Below are 17,298 nucleotides of genomic sequence, written 5' to 3'. Positions count from 1 at the left end.
TCTGGCCATTTTAACCTGGGGACAGTGCTTGTAAACGCTGTCCCCATATCTAATTTTCTTCTCGTTTATTCTTCGATATCGACTTTCTCGAAACGATGCGAACCGAGCGGCTCCATCACATAGTTTTTGACCTTCTTGGACATTGGCAGCACAACAGTTGAATGGGCCAGTGGAACCCAAGGTGCCTGATCGCTGATGATTGCCTGTGCTTCCTGATAAAGCTTGGTGCGTTCGTCCTTGTTCGAGCTCACGCGCGCTTTTTGCAGAATGTCTTCAAGTGGCTGGTAGCACCAATTGGCATTGTTGCTGCCTCCCACGCCCGAGCAGCTAAAGAAATAACTGAGCAGGTTGTCGGGATCACCATTGTCGCTGGTTCCTCCCAGAACAATTGCGCCATCGCGCTGCTTGTCGCGCGCTTTCTTGAGATATTCGCCCCATTCGTAAGAGACGATTTCTATTCCGATACCGACTTTCGCGAGGTCAGCCTGCATTAATTCCGCGGCGCGGCGTGCATTCGGCATGTAGGGGCGGCTGACAGGCATCGCCCAAATCTTCATTTTGAGGTCTTTGACGCCAGCTTCATCCAAAAGCTTTTTTGCAGCAACCGGATCATAGCTATATCCCTTGATGTCGCCATTATAGCCCCACATAGTCGATGGCAGCACGCTTTGCGCGACCTGACCCATGCCCTGATAAACAGCGTCGACAATGGCCTTGCGATCAACGGCCATGTTTATAGCGCGGCGCACTTCCAGCTTATCGAATGGCGCATCTAGTGTGTTCATCGCGAGATACGCGACGTTCAGTCCCGGCTGTTCCATCACGGTCAAGTTTGGATCGGTCTTCAATCCAGCAACGTCGGCCGGAGCAGGATAGGCCGCAACATGGCATTCACCGGCCTGCAATTTCTGCATACGAGTGGCGGCGTCGGTGGCTATCACAAAGATCAGGGTGTCAATTTTTGGTACGCCATCCCAATAATCAGCATTTGCAGCAAAGCGAATTGCGGCGTTGATCTGATAATCGACGAAGCGGAAAGGTCCTGTACCGACCGGCTTATGGTCAAGATCTTCGCGCTGACCAGCTTTCTCTAGCTGCTCGGCATATTCAGCCGACATGATCGAACCGAAATTCAGCGCGAGCTTTGCCAGCAGGGAAGCATCTGGCTGGTTCAGCACGAATTTGACTGTATGGTCGTCAACCTTGACCACTTCCTTGATGATCGCAGGCATGTCCATTGCATTGAACATTTCCCAGCCCGCACCAACGAAATAATTGTTCCACGGATGCTGCTTATCGAGCTGGCGATTATAGGTGAAAAGCACGTCGTCTGCGTTGAAGTCGCGCGTTGGGGTGAAACTGTCCGTGGTGTGGAATTTCACGCCCTGACGCAGTTTCAGCGTATATTCGAGATTATCATCGGATATTACCCAGCTCTCAGCCAGACCTGGAACCACATTCGTAGTGCCGCTTTCGAACTCGGTCAGGCGATCATAAATCGTCTCGGCAGAAGCATCCCATGTGCTGTTGGTGGTGTAGAGTGCGGCGTCAAAACCTTCCGGTGAGCCCTCCGAACAATAGACAAGTGTTTTGGCCATTGCCGGAGCCAGTGCTACTCCCGAAAGCGCTACCGCTGCTGCTAATGAGAGTAAAGTCTTCCGCATTCTTTGTGATTTTATTTTCATTTTGTTCCCTCTGAGTTGTTGGGCTGCTTTCGCCGATTATTCTGCTCGGCCGTCAGTTGTTCCGAGGCCTCGCGCTGGTGCCCAAACCGGATCGGGTTTGGTCCACAGAACTTCATTGCGGATCAGCTTCACGAGCTCGCGCGCATGAAGATCGAGAAATTTTTCGCCTTTTTCTGCTGTTGCGCTGCGTGGATCGCCCCAGGTTCCGGTGACGGGTGCGCGTTCAGCAAAGGAATAGAAGCGTGAAACATCTGCCGGCACGTCAACAGGATGCCGCTGATTGCCAAAGGCCTGACCGAACATTTCGGTTTTTACGGCATCGCCAGCAATCGCCAGCATGACCGAAGCTTCGCCTTCGCAGGCGTGGTGCGGGCCGCTATCGACCTCGAAGATCTTTCCTGCTTCCTCGCTTGCCAGCATCCAAGGTGTGGTGACGACGATTGGCATTGCAAATTCGACTGCCAGTTCGCGTGCTGCAACCGCAAGCGGATCGATATTGCCACCATGGCCATTGACGATGAAAAGGCGCGAGAAACCGATTGCCTTCAACGACCGCACGATGCAACGGATGACGCGGCTGAGTGTTTCGTAATCAAGGGTAATCGTTCCGCCGAAAGGCAGATGGTGCTCACTCATGCCAAGCCACTGTCCAGGAAGGACGGCGATTGGAATTTCATCGGCGACTAGGCGTGCCGCACGTATCGATGCTGCCGAAGCACTGGCGGTGTCTGTAATGACCGGCAGGTGCGGACCGTGTTGTTCCAGCGATCCGATAGGCAATACGGCAAGGGCACCGGGTTTGCCAGCGATCTCACGCAGAGCAGGCGCAGTCATGCGCGCCCATTCAACTTCCTTTGTCATATCAGTCCTCTCTCAGTTATTCCAAGTGGAGTGTGTTGGGTGTGCCTTGGCTTAGGCGTCATGTTTGCCGGCCTCGGGCGTTGGTCCATAATGTGCATGGTCGTCCATCGGATTGACGCAATGTGACCCGATCAAACTGAGCGACAACCGCGCAGGAATGATTTGGGAAGATGCGAACACGACTTCCGATAGCAGGCTGCGTATCTGAACACCGAACGAAGCCATGTTCTTCTGAAAGACGCTCAACTTCCCATGTTTGTGGAGCTGCGGTGTTCACACTGACGGCAATCCCGAACCCACTGCCACCGGAACCGTGTGCGCCAAGGTCGGATGAAAGAGATTTTGAGCCCGCATCGACGATGAAGTGGTAGTCATTATGGGCAACAACGGTCGCGATTACTGAAAGTGACATATCATCCGCAGACGTGATGCCCAGTCGAAGTGCCGTGCGGTCGAGAAAAACGTAGTTGCCTGGGCGGATTTCGGTAATACCGGCAGGGATCGGTGCGCCGAGACAAGTCGGCGTTGCTCCCACAGAAATTCTTGACACCGCAACGCCTGATTTTTTCAGCTGTTCTGTAAGTTCCAACAATGCCTGCGCTTCTGCATTGGCAATATTCGCAAGCTCTTCCGCAGACTTACTGCCATAAGAGTGCCCAGCGTGGGACAAAAGCCCTTCGAATGTGAGATGCGGGTGCTTTGCAATGCGGTGAGCCAATCGCTCGGCTGCAGGATATTGCGGTTTAACGCCGACGCGTCCCAAACCAACATCGACTTTTAAAAAGACGCCGAGTTTAACGCCATGCGCTTGCGCCGAAGCCCCAATTGCTTCAACGCCTATCTCGTGTGCTGCAATGAATAAAAGTTCGGTCTGGCGAACCTTCGCGCTCCGCACGAGTCGGTCAATGGATTCAGGCCGGACGATTGGATAGGCAAGGGTGACTGAAGGCACCCCGCCTTCAACGAAAACCAGGGCTTCTTCCGGTTTTGAAGCTGTGACGCCGATTGCGCCGAGTTCAAGCTGCCGTTGCGCGATTGTAAGATTCTTGTGCGTTTTGATGTGAGGGCGCAAAGCAACACCGGCTTGGTCGGCACGCCGTTGCATTCCCTTGAGGTTTTGCATCAAGCGCTCGTCATCGATCTCGACATAGGGTGTCGGAAGGTCGGCGGGTATTGAGCGATTGAAAGCTTCGATTGCCGTAAGATCAGACAATGTTGTCTCCAACAATGGGACTGGCTGCACGCATCGCTTCAGCCAGCTAATTCAGCTGTACCCGAAGGTAGTCATTGCAGGTTCGCACAGCTCTGAAAGGCAATCAATTAATTTTCTTATAGGAAACATAATTTTCGCAAAACATTCTGCAAAATAGCAGGGTCGGCAAAGGTTATTCGCTCATTCAGCTCGAAACTTGATGGTCTGCTGATCGACGAGAGTGGAAACCAATTCGGTTTCAGGCGTGGAGCAAACACACAGGATTTGCGCAGGTTCTTCGCTCACGCTGAGATAGGCGTGGCCTGTCATCGCGTCAAAATAAGCGGAGTCGCCCTTCTTGAGACGCAGTGGTGCATAGATCTCGGAATGCAGCTCTAACTCCCCTTCAACTACATAGAAGAACTCTTCGCCTTTGTGACGGATAAGAGGGCCAAATTCTTCAAGGGTGCGGGCATGCGCGACCGCTAGAATAGGGACCATCGCCTTCTTGTAGATTTCCGTGCAGAGATAGAGATAGTCGTAATTCTGCGTGATGATCGACTTGCCTTCGCCAGATTTCGTGTACGTGCGGCGGCCCATAACATTGGACGTGTCGTCGGCACTTGCGATCGTCCCAAAAAGTTCGGCTATGTCGATATTCAACCCCTGTGCAAGCTCGATAAGTCTGTCATAAGTGAGCTGCATTTGATTGTTTTCGACCTTGGAGAGGGTCGATACGGCCAGCCCCGTCATCGCGCTCACTTCGGCAAGCGTCCAATGATTGCGATTGCGAATGTCCCGCAGAATATCGCCAAGGCTGGACTTCACATCATTCATTCTTGACGTCTCCAATTCGCCATCGGCTAGATCGTGTTGAGCGTGCGGTAAGCCGGGAGCTTATACGACGGAATAACCAATTCACTAACACGTTCGCGTAATCAATGTGCTCTTGAAATGCAATTCAATCCGCGAGGTAATTTAAGACTAGCCCAGCGGATCGGCAACTCTTGGCCAATAAGGCTTTTTCAGTTTGGTAAATGGCAGATTTTCGAAACGAGGCTGCAGCGCACCTGGCGCGCTGACATAGAGGATTTCGCTTGCGATGGGTTCAAAACCGGCCCGGAAATGATTGCTGGATTTGACAACGATAATCTTTTTCTGTGACGGATCGAGACCCAATCCTGTCATGCATTCTGGGTGGAATGTTTGGGTGCGAACCGTGTTCAGAACGATGTCGATGCTTCCTGAGCTGACCCATACTGCATCGCCAATGCTGAGCGGCGTTGGCCCGAAACGCTGTGTAATATCAGATGCGATACGTCTGATTTTGACTGTAAGGTCCAGTGGATCGCCAGACACTTTTCCAATCTTGCCTCCGATTCTTAGTTCCAACGTCGCGCCTTCGCCTGCCTCGCGACACATGCGTACGGCAATCGGATCCCAGTAGAGACAGGAAGAAACATCTTCGATGCCGCGCTCAAGAATGCGGCGCAGGATGAAGGTTGAATCCCCCGGCGCTCCTCCGCCTGCATTATCAGAAACATCAGCTAACACGACGGGACCATTCTCGACCGCAATGGCGCGATCCAGCGCTTCATCGATTGTCAGGTAATCGCCGCGCATCTCCTCGCGTGCCACATATATTTCATGGCCAAAGCTTTCGGCAATGCGTGCAGCTTTGCTTGAATCATTGTCGGTGACAACGAGTGTTTTGGCTCCCACATCTGCAACGTCACCCCACGGAAAGCCATGGCCGAAAGATATGGCCAGCACACCGTCCTGCCCTTCCATTTCTTTCATGCGATCGACTATTCCACGCAGCGGCGCTTTGTGCGGATGGAAAATGCTGACAAGACGGCAGTCATAGGCAGCCATGATCGGTCGGATTTCATCTGCAAGCGTGCGTTCCAGCATCGCAAAGAGCTGTGCCGCAATCGTCTCGATATCGGTGTGCGGGTATTCTTTATAGGTCATGATTATAGAAGCATTATCGATCATGAGGTCGGTGATATGACAGTGAAGATCGAGTTCAACTGCAATCGGAATTTCTGGTCCGACGAGTTTGCGGACGTGTGAAATCAGATCACCTTCAACATCGTCATAGCCGTCTGCAACACAGGCGCCATGAAGCGCCAGCATGACTGCGTCGACCGGCATGGCTGCTTCCAGGTCGCCGAGAATGGTCTTGCGGAAGTGTTCATAAACCAAGCGTGTCGTTCTCCCGCCTGGTTCTGCCACCGCGCAGAGGCTCTCAACGACATTCCAGCCCTTTTCCTGCGCGGCATTGCGCCAGACGAAAAGCTGTGACGAACAACAGTTCAGAGGCCTTTGGGTCGCGTCGCCATAGGCGATAAGGTTTTCTGAAAAGGCTTCAAGCCCAGTCTGCATCGGTGAAAATGTGTTGGTCTCGGTGTCCAGTCCGGCGATGAAAAGCTTCATTCTGATCTCTTGAATGGAAGAATTGAATTTTCTAATAATAAAAATATGTTTATTGTCAGAAAGTCAAATTGATTGCTTTGAATGTATAGTCGTATGTTCACGGCCAATAGGAGTCTCTGCCTGATTTCTCCAAATTCTCATGATGGAATTGAGCCATGACTGACACAATCGTTCTTGGAGCCGGTATGGTTGGTGTTTCAACCGCTCTTGCGTTACAGGAGAGGGGGCATCATGTGGTTCTTGTGGATCGCAAGGCACCGGGGCAAGAGACCAGCTATGGCAATGCCGGCATTATCCAGACAGAAGCTGTGGAGCCTTATGCTTTCCCTCGTTCGCTACGGGAAATCTTGTCCATTGTTTTAAAACGCGGCAATGATGTCGATTGGCGAATGCGTGACATGCCACATCTGGTTGACCCGCTGTGGCGTTATTTCGGTCAGTCGGCACCTAAACCTTATGCCAAAACTGTTGCGACCTATTCAAAGCTCATACTGCGAGCGAGCGAAGAGCATGCACGGTTCATACAGCCTGCAGGCGCAGATGAGCTGATTGTTCGGAAAGGTTGGCGTGCCGTTTATCGCACTGCGGAGAAGTTCGAACTCGCGGCAGAAGCCGCCGAACGATTGAAGCAAATATATGATGTTCCGCACACGGTGTTTGGGACGAGTGAAATGGCATCGCTTGAACCAACGCTGCGTCGTTCGCTCGCTGGCGCTGTTCATTGGACCTCTCCGTGGACGTGCCGGGATCCGGGAGAATTGGTAAGCCGCTACGCATCACTTTTCGTTGCGCGCGGTGGAATATTTGTCACGGGAGATGCCGCGACATTGCAGCAACATATTGGGGGCTGGCGGGTGTTGTCGCAAGCGGGGGCAATTTCCGCTGAGAATGTGGTAATTGCTCTGGGTCCGTGGTCGCCTAAACTGCTTGAAGCTTTTGGTTACCGCATCCCTATGGTCTTCAAACGTGGTTATCATCGCCATTTTGCCGTTGAGCAAGAACCTCAAGTAGCGACGCTGGATATTGAGAATTCGACTTTCATCGCACCAATGAATAAAGGGCTGCGCATTCTGACCGGAGCGCATATGACCCCACCGGGAATTGTGTCGTCGTCTCGCCAGATACTACGCGCTGAAGCGGCTGCGGGCGAGCTTTTTTCCTTACAGGAACCTGTTGAAGAAATTCCGTGGTCAGGGACACGTCCCTGTATGCCGGACATGTTGCCGGTTGTAGGGCCGAGCCGACACAAGGGTCTTTGGTTCCACTTTGGACACGGTCATCAAGGTTTTACGTTGGGACCTACAACAGCTTCTCTTTTGGCCGAGCAGTTTGATGAAAACAATGTCGATCCGCTTATGACGCCTTTACTGCCATCAACACGAGATTGGAGCTGATGTTCGCTGGCTAGGACATAGCCAAGAACTTGGCGCAATATTTCTGATGCCTATCCGCAAAATGTGTTTTTGCGGATAGGCAATTATTGAAATGTTTTAGCTATTAAAAACGGAAGCGGAAACCGAGTGTGCCTTTGTAGCTATAGCTGTCGCCGAAATTCTCCAGGCTTGTATTGACTGAACCTTCGCCATAGATCGAATATTTGTCGCTATTCCAGTTGTAGCTGCCGCCCAGACCGATGCCACCCCAGAGACGTTCGTTCTTGCTGGCGAAGCTCGTACCGGAGACATCGACCTTTGTTCCATCCAGGAACTCGTAGTAAACGTTTGCGATCCCATAGAGATAGGTTCTGTCGATAAGTCCGTTAGCGTTGTACCAGGAGTTCTGCTGTTCAAGAGACAATCCGATCCGGCCTTGCAGGCTTCGACCACGATCAAGACTGATGCGAGAATCGAAAGCATCATTGAAGCTGTCAAAATCAATGCTCGAATAGGTCAACTGAGCTTGTGGCGTGAGTGACCAGCTCTGGTCGATTACAATACGTTTGCCGCTTTCTGCGGAAAATGCATAGCCGAAGCCGTTGTTGCTGTCTGCCAGCCCCATATTGGCAAGATCGGACATCAGATCGCTGTCATACCAGGTAACTTGCGCTTGACCGTCGAGATAGAAGCCGTTGTCGCCATACCAGGTCAGCGTACCGCCAAAGCCATAGCCGTCCGTTGAAATTTCGCCGTCGCCATATAGCGAACTCGTTTTGGCTTTGCCGTGGGCATAGTGGACAGTGATCCCGCCAATCAGCTTGCCATTCTCTGTTTCAGCCAGCACGCCGTCGAGGCCTGCCTGAAGCTTGAGTGTATTAAAACTGTAATCTGTTCCTGACGTAGAGAAGCGTGGATCGGCGTTGGTATGAGCGCCCTCAATGCGACCCCACACACCATTGCCCTCGATCAGGTTACCAGCTTCTGCCGCAGGAGCGTAAGGCGAACCGATTGGGTCGGCTCCTTCTGCAAGCATGACGTTGCCAGCGTTGCTCCAATAGCGGTTGCCCACACGCTGTTGCAGTGTTGGCAAGCTGTTTAGGCCAAGTAGGAGTTGTGGATAAGCTTCGTAGCTGGGAACTCCCGGCTGGTAGAGGGGAATTTCTTCACCATCGTCGCCACCGCCGTTTGTGCCGCCGCCGTCAGTCGGATCCTTGATGGTTGAGCGCAGATACCAGTCACCATCATTCGGGTTGGCTTTCCCGTTTTTATAGAGTTGATAGGCATAAGCACCACCTACAACTGCAGGCGCGCCTTGAAACTGATAATCCCCAAGCAGGGTAAATGTCGCATTGGACGCGCCGTTGATATCAACGATTTTGATGCCTTCGCTAGTCTGAGCGCCGCTACCGGCCATATTCTTGACCGCCAGAATGCCCGTTCCATTTGCATCGCCGTTAACGACAAGCCTATCGGTGACTGAACTATCGTTGCCGAGTACCGTTCCGATCAACACTGTGCCATCATTTCCGGTATAGTTGCCGGTCACGGTCAGCGTCGTCCCTGCGTTTGGACCAAGGTCGACAATTCCTGAATTGCTCAGTGATTTGAGTGACTGATTGAAATCATTCAATGCCAGAGTGCCCGTTTGAGCAACGGTGAAATTTGAGTTGGAACTGAAATAGTTCGTTCCGCCTGCCGCAAGCGTTCCAGCCTCGACAGAAGTCGCACCTGTATACGCGCTCTGCTTGTTGAGAACGGTTACGCCGGTCCCGATATGACGCACATCACCTGCACCTGAAATTACGCCGTCGAAGACAAGAGTACCAGACCTGTTAAATGCCAAAGTGCCGTTGTTGGTGACATCACCGACAATCGACCCTGACGTTCCGCCATCGCCAAGCTGAAGCAGCCCCGATGCAATAGTGGTGCCGCCAGTATAGGTTCCCGCCCCGGTGAGGACCAATGCACCGTCACCTGTTTTAGCCATTGCACCGGCTCCGGCGATATTTCCCTGTTGAGTGAGGGTCGTTCCCGCATCCGTTTCGATGGTCGCATTGCCAGCTCCGATGGTCGTCGTGCGATTCATCGAGATATTGCTGGTCGAATGCAGCGTGCCTGCATCGATGCTAAGCGGCCCGGAAGCCGCGCCCAGATTTGCATCAGACGCGATCTGAACGGTTCCACCGTTGATCGCGGATCCGCCAGCATATGTGTTGGTGCCATTCAGGACGAGCGTTCCTGAACCGATTTTTGTCAGTCCGCCGTCGCCACTTACGACGCCATCATATTCAAGCGTGGTCGCGCCGATTGTATCGATCGTGCCGCCTCCAGTTTGGAGAGCGGTAGCGCGGTCAATGGTGAAGTCGGCCGTTGTTCTCAAGGTGCCGCCATCAAAGGATATACTGCCTGCTGCATCGCCCAGATTCGCATTGTTGGCGACTTGAAGCACGCCGCCATTGATCGCAGTGCCACCGGTATAGGTGTTGGTTCCTCCAAGAACGAGCGTGCCCAAATCGGTCTTGGTCAGTTGAGTGTTTCCAGTCAGCACAGAGTTAATTGTAGCAGTATAACCGGCGCCTGCAGCCGTACCATCACCGACACGAATGATCGAAGACGGAGATCCAACCAATGTGATTGCATCGCCTGTAACAATATAACCGTTACTCGCAAACTGCATTCCTGATGCGCGCACGTCGCCGACGCTATTGTCGACTGTTACGGTTCCGGCAGTCGCCATGAAAATAGCAAAGGCATCGTCCTGATACGGAGCATTGATCGTTCCGGTAGGTTCTGTCCAATTGATGTTGGCGCCGCCTGAGCCAGAGCTCTGCCACGTGCCCGTCCCACCGTTTACTGCGCCGTTGCCGATGGCTCCGTTTGCCGCTGGCCAGACGTCCCAATAAGTCAGGTTTAGCCCGCTTGTGTTGACCAGATTGACCTGATTGGCAACTGCGGTCTGAACGTAGTAGCCGCTCGCTGGGATGGTTCCAATCTCCAGACCATTATCGGTCAGGTTGCCGTTATAGCTGATGACGCGATAGACACCGGGATCAAATGATCCACCGGGAGTGGCAACAACATTGATTGTACCGTCGAGTGTCAGGTCCCCCTGAACGGTCGTCAAATCGTTGAGTGGGCCACCGACCACATTGGCCTGCCCAAAACTATATTCGAGACTGGATCCGCCGCTTAGTGCAAGATCACCATTGATTGTCAACGCTCCTGGCGCATCTCCTGCCCGACCAGGTGCGAGTGTGCCGCCATCCTGTATCGCGACGTTACCACCAATCATGCCAACACCACCGATTGTTGCGCCGCTGTTCACGCTCGTTGCACCGGTTGCCGCGGTTTGATCTCCATTCACATAGAGCGCTCCGCCAGTTACCGTCGTTGCACCGCCATATGCATTAGCGCCTTCAAGGTTAAGCACACCGGCACCTGCTTTGGTGAGCGCTCCCGAACCAGAAATCGCCTGCGCGATGTTGGTCGTATTGCCATTGGTGTCGAATGTGCCGCCTCCAGCGTTCAGGACGATGGCGCGACTATTGGCGAGATCAAACGATGTGTCGAAACGCAGTGCGCCACCATTGAAAGTGAGGCCGCCATTCGCATTCCCTAATGCATTGTCCGCTGAGACGGCAACTGTACCTTCATTGATCTTTGTGCCACCTGAGTAGGTATTTCCGGCAGTTGTTGCGGGTGCCAATGTCAAAACTCCGGCACCTGTTTTTTCTACCGCACCAGAGCCGACGATCTGGCCCGTGTAAGTGCCATTATCGGGTTGTGTGAAGCGAACAAGCCCATCATTTTGCACATTATTGACGTTGTTGACGGCGATGGTTTTAACCGGAAGGCTTTGAGCGCGTGCTTCAAGAACGCCATCCGGGCGGACAATCACAGTGCCTGTGTAATTGACGTTGTCGCCTGTCAGAGCCAGCGTTCCGTCATTCACAGTCACGGTGGTAAAACCGGAAAGACTTCCGCTCACGGTCCATAGGCCATCACCATTCTTTGTCAGCGTGGTGAAGTTTCTGAGCGCCCCCGCCAGTGTGTCGCTTGAACCTAAAATACCCTGCAAAATAAGATCGTTAATGCCACCGCCGCCATTAATGTTGCCTGTCACGACTGAATCGGGCTCAAAGGTGAGCGTATCATTGCCGCCTGCAAAGCTCAGATCGCCGACAACTTGTCCACCAGTTCGATTGATGAAATTGATGCCTGCACCACCATTGGTGCCGATGACGCTGCCGCCGCCGAGCTTTTGTATCGTTCCGTAATTGTCGACGGTATTCTTTGCACCAGTTACCTGGTCTTCAAACCAGATAGCCGCACTGCTCTGGCCCTGAATAAGACCACGATTGATGATCGTGTTGCCGAAACCATGGACGTTGACAGCCTCAGCGCGCGTGTTCGTGCCGTTGGCGATCACCTGACCTCCTTGTTCGACAATGAGCTGCCCGTTGCTGCCGAACTCTATTGTGTTCGGTCCGGTACCAAACAAACCCGAGCCTGAAGGGGTGGAGCTGTTTGTGACGCTTCCACCATTGCGCACTGTTATAGTTCCACCATCGCCAATACTGATCGCGTTGGCGTTGATTGTATTGATTTGCGCTCCCGACTGAACTTCGACAGTTCTATTGTTGTTTGTGCGCCCAGTACCAACTGTCGCAGTCCATACAGCAGGTGCTGCGGACGTACATACGGTCGCGCTACCCGTCGTCGTGCAAGCAGCCAGCGCTTGCGTGGGGACAAGCGTGATGGTTGCTGGAAGAAAAACAGTAAATGCGAAGGCGGAACAGGTTGAAAGAAGGGCGGATTTCCGAGGCAGCATGCCGTACTCCTGAATCAGCTTAATTAGTTTTAGCTAACACAACGGAATGCAATTTGGGGTAGCATATTTGCAACATTTGACTGGATTAAATTGATAAATGCGATTTTGGGTTGTGAGATCATGAGTTTAAGCGCTTTGCCTTGCACTCAATGCTTGTGGAAAATGTAGCGTCTCGGGATGGTTGGGCGTACTTAAACCGCAAGTAATAGATGTTTGGCGTGCACGCCAGTACTAAATGATTGACTTTGTCGAGAGTAAACGAGCGCCAAATAAAGACGCCTAACGGTCCGTGCACTTAGCCTTTTTTGGTTCAATCTCTAGATGCCAAATGCAATCTAGGATTGCTTTTGGGGTTGTAATGAAATGCAAATATTATTATTAATTTCAATAAGATAAACAGATATCCGTTCTTCCAAATCGATGCTCCCACCAGACCGGCGATGAAAAAGCGATAAAGTCGAAATACGATGAATGTCGTATTGCTACTTGGGATTTTCCTGCTGATTTATAAAGCTCAATATACGACGGAAGATTTAAATAGAGGCGGTTCTAAAGTTTATTTCCATCGTTTGCTTGATCGATTGTGTACTGTTATCAAACGAAGGGGATACAGCTCTCATATTGATTTTGAATGCAAAGCCGTTTCTTGTTGGGTGTTGTTATATATGTAATAAATGTCCCGATATAGTCGTGTATAATTTTCTATAATACTTAGTAACTGTCAAAATGAAGTCAAAATTAGAAAAGCAATGTCCATAAAAGATAAGAAATGGTCAGAAGATGGTACGTAATTATAAAAGATAATGCTAATACTTGCTAACAATTTGTGATGTTGTTAGAGTGATAAAGGCGAGTGATGAGCGGTGACTCCATCTTGGGTTGAAGGCGGCTCGGCACTCCGGGGGAATTCCATAAAACTGATTGAGATCTATCGCGATTAGAAGCATCTTTGTGCGCTTGCCTTAGGTGCCGCGACGCGGGTGGATACCAAGGGACGGGGCGGCGTCATGTCAGACGAAAAGCGTGTACGTGCATTTGGGGCGTCGAAAAGTAAATCGGCGCGGCTTGCCGTTCTGGTGAGCATGCAGATCGCGATAAGTATCCCAGCAGCTTATGCGGAAGACCCGCCGCCACAACCTTCGAAGACATCATCGATTGGCCAAACTGTTACAAATCCCGTCACTGTTGCCACGACAACAGTCAGCTCCTTAAGGGTAGATCCGGCCGGGACGGCGACCGCTGGCAATACTGCCTTCGTTCAAACAGCGGATGGTTATACTTTCCTCGTTAAAACCGAAGGCGAGGTATTCTACAACAGCGATGCTCCGCCTGTGGCATTCGTCGTGGCATCGGTTGACGGCGATAAGGCTGTTGTTACCAGTACTCAGGCCACAGGCAGTGCCGAATTCGCCCTCGTTCAGTCCACGGTAGATTTCAATGACAGTTTCAATAGTTCGGGTTCAGAAGGGATACTGACGCCTCCTGTTGATGTGGCCGGGCCAAACGGAGTGAAACAGGTCAATTATGGTAAGAACGGCAGTAATGGCCGTGCTGGCGCGTTATTTGTCCCACCCTCATCAGGTGGCGATGGTGCGACAGGCCAGACCAACACACAGACGCTGAGTGGCAACGTCAATGCTACCTCTAATATAGGCTGGGAAATCGGTAGTGTTGGGGGCAACGGCGGCAAGGGAGGTAATTCCTATGCGAGCTTCTGGAGTGGTCGCGATGGTGGTGACGGAGGAGCAGGCGGCAATGTTAACGCCACGCAGTCCTCGTCAAGCACAATCAAAACAACCGGCGATGCGAACCATGGTATTTTTGCTTATAGCCGAAGCGGTGAAGCAGGCGATGGCGGCGGTGGTTTTGCTGCGCCTGGCAGTGGCACCGGTGGACATTCTTCAAATGGCGGCAATGTCACAGTCAACCAGTATGGGAAAATCTCAACCGACGGCCAGAATGCCCATGGTATCTACGCTCTGAGCGTGAGCAACAATGGTGGCAATGGTGGCGACCAATGGGGACTCGTCGGTGAAGCTGGGAGCGGCGGTTATGGGGGCAATGGCGGTCAGGTAAACGTCAACACCTATGCCGGCGCACAGATCCTAACCGAACAAGATTATTCCAACGGTATCTTCGCGCAGTCGATTGGCGGTTCAGGCGGTTCAGCTGGAACCAGCGGAAACTTGCTCGTCTCGCTGATTGGTCAAGCAGACAATGGCGGTAATGGTGGTGCAGTTACTGTCAGCAATGGCGGTGCAATCCAGACCAAAGGTGTGGCATCACGCGGCATCATGGCGCAATCGATTGGCGGCGGCGGCGGTGCGGGCGGTACAGCCGCAGGTCTCGTCGCACTTGCCATGGGCGGCGTCGGATCGAATGGTGGCTCGGGCGGCGCAGTGAGCGTGACGAACACGGGAAGCGGAGTGATCCACACAATAGGTAATCTCGCCGACGGGATTATGGCGCAGTCAATTGGCGGTTCTGGTGGCCAGGGCGCCGATGCCTATGGTCTGGTCAGCATAGGCGGAAATGGGTCGAAAGGAGGTAGCGGTTCTACCGTCTCGGTTACAAATAACGGTCGTATCGATACTGAAGGTGATGGCGCTCGCGGCATTATTGCGCAATCGATTGGCGGCGGCGGCGGTGATGGCGGCTCCAGCGGCGGTATGGTTGCGGTCGGCGGTAGTGGTAATGGCGGCGGAGCCGGATCAACGGTCAGTGTCACCAATGACGGTCTGATCACGACCAAGGGCGATGATGCCATGGGCATTCTTGCACAATCGATTGGTGGCGGTGGCGGCAATGGCGGTTCGTCGGGTTCTGTTGGCCTTTTCGCGGGCGTGGGAATTGGTGGCAAAGGCGGCGCAGGTGGCGCGGGCGGCAACGTCAATGTGACCCTGTCCGACACGGATGCCAGCCAGCCCTCATTGATAATGACGTCGGGTGATCGCTCAACCGGCGTATTCATCCAATCAATCGGCGGCGGCGGCGGCAATGGCGGTGGCGCGGTCAGCGTAGCCGTCGGTGCATTTGGCGCGGCTTCGGTTTCGGTTGGTGGCGCAGGTGGCAGCGGCGGTGCCGGCGGCACTGCAATCCTGACTGGAAGTGGTAACGCAGCTGTTCAAACCGCAGGTGCTGATGCAGCGGGCATCTTGTTGCAATCGATCGGCGGCGGTGGCGGTAACGGTGGTTACGCGATCTCGGCAGCTGCTTCTGCTGGGCCTGTTTCGGGTTCCTTGGCAGTTGGGGTTGGTGGCTCTGGCGGATCAGGCGGTGCAGGCGGCGAGGTGCGCGTCGGTGAAGTTGATGGTAGCGGCAACCTGATTTCTTCCGGATTTTCCGGCAGCGTTGTAACAACCGGCGAACGTTCGGCTGGAATGATTTTCCAGTCAGTAGGCGGTGGTGGCGGCAATGGCGGTTTAGCGGTGGCTGCAACTGGCAGTGGCTCGCTGATCTTTTCGGGCAGCGTATCTGTTGGTGTCGGCGGTTCAGGCGGCAATGGCGGCAATGGTGGCCTTGTCCGCGTTTACACTGATGCAGATATTACCACGCGTGGTAACAGCTCATCCGCGTTGCTTGCACAATCAATCGGCGGTGGCGGCGGTAATGGCGGCGGCAGCATTGCTGCTGGCGTGGCTGCGAGCGGTGGTGGTGCAGGAACCATCAGCGCAGGTGTTGGCGGCAGCGGTTCTGGCGGTGGCACAGGTGGTACAGTTAATCTTATTGCCGGTGGCGATCTCATTCGGACCACTGGCCAGTTTTCGACTGCAATCGTTGCTCAATCTGTGGGTGGAGGTGGCGGCAATGGCGGCTACACGATTGCAGCAGGTGCAGCAGGTGCCGGTGCTGGCGCGGGCGCTGTTAATGTCGGTGTAGGCGGTTCCGCGGCTGGCGGTGGTGCCGGCGGCGCGGTCAATGCTCAGATCGATGCTGTCGTTGTCACTGAGAACGACGATTCTGGAGCTATTCTTATCCAATCGATTGGTGGCGGCGGCGGTAATGGCGGCTTCTCGATTGCGGCCGGTGCAGCCGGTGCAGGTGCCGGTGCGGGCAGTGTTTCTGTTGGACTTGGCGGTTCAGCGGGTGCTGGTGGTGCTGGTGGCACAGTTGCGGCGCAGATCAACAAGAATGTTGGCACACAGGGTAATCGCTCCGCAGGTGTGGTTGCACAATCGATTGGTGGCGGCGGTGGTAATGGCGGTTTCTCCGTTTCAGGTTCGGTATCAGGGGCTGGTGCGGGCAGCGGCTCGGTTTCGGTCGGACTAGGCGGATCAGGAGGCAGCGGCGGTGACGGTTCCACGGTTACGGCGACAATCGACGGTAACGTAACGACGGAAGGTGATGACTCTACAGCTATTCTTGCCCAGTCGATTGGCGGCGGCGGTGGTAATGGTGGCTTCAATATATCCGGTGCGATCAGCGGTTCGGGCATTGGCAGCGGCGCAGTTAGCGTCGGCCTTGGTGGCGGGGGTGGCGCAGGCGCGATTGGCGGTGCGGTAACACTTACCAGCAATGGTTATATTTGGACCCAAGGTGATCGTTCTTCAGGCTTCGTTGCTCAGTCGATTGGCGGCGGGGGCGGTAATGGTGGTTTCAACGTTTCCGGTTCGATTGCAGGTTCGGGCACCGGCGCTGGCACGGTCATTGTCGGGCTTGGTGGTTCGGGTGCTGGCGGTGGCAACGGTGGTTCGGTCACTGCTACCTCAAACGGAACAATTCTGACGGAAGGCTTTGCTTCATCTGGCTTTGTCGCACAATCGATTGGCGGTGGCGGCGGTAATGGCGGCTTTAGGCTCCAAACCCAATTAAACATTTGATCAAATTACTTCTTCATGATTCACTCTCCTGATAACGGGAGTTTTGGAGCATGGCAGGAGAATTCTGGCTTGATGATCGGCAATGGGCAGTGAT

At 53.5% G+C, this 17,298-nt stretch carries 8 protein-coding genes; 2 read left to right on the top strand and 6 right to left on the bottom strand.

The genetic code is table 11. From position 1 onward, the window contains the following. Positions 1 to 65 precede the first annotated feature (65 nt). From OIV19_RS09165 to OIV19_RS09145, 5 genes are all read right to left on the bottom strand, one after another. A complete protein-coding gene (locus tag OIV19_RS09165; protein WP_264231388.1) occupies positions 66 to 1,664 on the bottom strand; it encodes an ABC transporter substrate-binding protein in 1,599 nt (532 codons plus the stop codon). A 57-nt stretch (positions 1,665 to 1,721) separates the two neighbouring features. Further along, positions 1,722 to 2,546, bottom strand: coding sequence for a creatininase family protein (locus OIV19_RS09160; RefSeq protein ID WP_151091697.1), 825 nt, complete (start codon positions 2,544 to 2,546; stop codon positions 1,722 to 1,724). 58 nt (positions 2,547 to 2,604) lie between these two features. Continuing rightward, on the bottom strand, positions 2,605 to 3,759 hold the full coding sequence (locus OIV19_RS09155) for an alanine racemase (protein ID WP_264231387.1): 1,155 nt from the start codon (positions 3,757 to 3,759) through the stop codon (positions 2,605 to 2,607). Between the two features lie 180 nt (positions 3,760 to 3,939). Next, the gene (locus OIV19_RS09150; protein WP_264231386.1) at positions 3,940 to 4,575 is read right to left on the bottom strand and encodes a helix-turn-helix domain-containing protein; all 636 of its coding nucleotides are present in this window, start codon (positions 4,573 to 4,575) and stop codon (positions 3,940 to 3,942) included. A 147-nt stretch (positions 4,576 to 4,722) separates the two neighbouring features. Further along, positions 4,723 to 6,177: a M81 family metallopeptidase gene (locus tag OIV19_RS09145; RefSeq protein ID WP_264231385.1), complete on the bottom strand. Its 1,455-nt coding sequence runs from the start codon at positions 6,175 to 6,177 to the stop codon at positions 4,723 to 4,725. Between the two features lie 155 nt (positions 6,178 to 6,332). Between OIV19_RS09145 and OIV19_RS09140 the strand changes: the two genes are divergently transcribed. Next, positions 6,333 to 7,571 (top strand): FAD-dependent oxidoreductase, encoded by a 1,239-nt coding sequence (locus OIV19_RS09140; protein ID WP_264231384.1) that lies wholly within the window; start codon positions 6,333 to 6,335, stop codon positions 7,569 to 7,571. Positions 7,572 to 7,674: 103 nt separating this feature from the next. Here the strand turns inward: OIV19_RS09140 and OIV19_RS09135 are convergent, their stop codons facing one another. Then, the gene (locus tag OIV19_RS09135) at positions 7,675 to 12,384 is read right to left on the bottom strand and encodes an autotransporter outer membrane beta-barrel domain-containing protein (protein WP_264231383.1); all 4,710 of its coding nucleotides are present in this window, start codon (positions 12,382 to 12,384) and stop codon (positions 7,675 to 7,677) included. Between the two features lie 1,007 nt (positions 12,385 to 13,391). Here OIV19_RS09135 and OIV19_RS09130 point away from each other — a divergent pair. Then, the gene (locus tag OIV19_RS09130; RefSeq protein ID WP_264231382.1) at positions 13,392 to 17,204 is read left to right on the top strand and encodes a hypothetical protein; all 3,813 of its coding nucleotides are present in this window, start codon (positions 13,392 to 13,394) and stop codon (positions 17,202 to 17,204) included. Positions 17,205 to 17,298: the final 94 nt, after the last annotated feature.

Source organism: Brucella sp. HL-2, from assembly GCF_025846885.2.
Classification (GTDB): Bacteria; Pseudomonadota; Alphaproteobacteria; order Rhizobiales; family Rhizobiaceae; genus Brucella; species Brucella quorumnocens.
The sequence above is the reverse complement of the archived record's forward strand: the minus strand, read 5'-3'. Positions and strand labels throughout refer to the sequence as shown.

What these genes read in the sequence shown, in the direction of transcription:
- OIV19_RS09165 (WP_264231388.1), bottom strand. Translation starts at nt 1,664, where the DNA reads ATGCGGAAGACTTTACTCTCATTAGCAGCAGCGGTAGCGCTTTCGGGA.
- OIV19_RS09145 (WP_264231385.1), bottom strand. Translation starts at nt 6,177, where the DNA reads ATGAAGCTTTTCATCGCCGGACTGGACACCGAGACCAACACATTTTCA.
- OIV19_RS09135 (WP_264231383.1), bottom strand. Translation starts at nt 12,384, where the DNA reads ATGCTGCCTCGGAAATCCGCCCTTCTTTCAACCTGTTCCGCCTTCGCA.
- OIV19_RS09140 (WP_264231384.1), top strand. Translation starts at nt 6,333, where the DNA reads ATGACTGACACAATCGTTCTTGGAGCCGGTATGGTTGGTGTTTCAACC.
- OIV19_RS09160 (WP_151091697.1), bottom strand. Translation starts at nt 2,546, where the DNA reads ATGACAAAGGAAGTTGAATGGGCGCGCATGACTGCGCCTGCTCTGCGT.
- OIV19_RS09130 (WP_264231382.1), top strand. Translation starts at nt 13,392, where the DNA reads ATGTCAGACGAAAAGCGTGTACGTGCATTTGGGGCGTCGAAAAGTAAA.
- OIV19_RS09150 (WP_264231386.1), bottom strand. Translation starts at nt 4,575, where the DNA reads ATGAATGATGTGAAGTCCAGCCTTGGCGATATTCTGCGGGACATTCGC.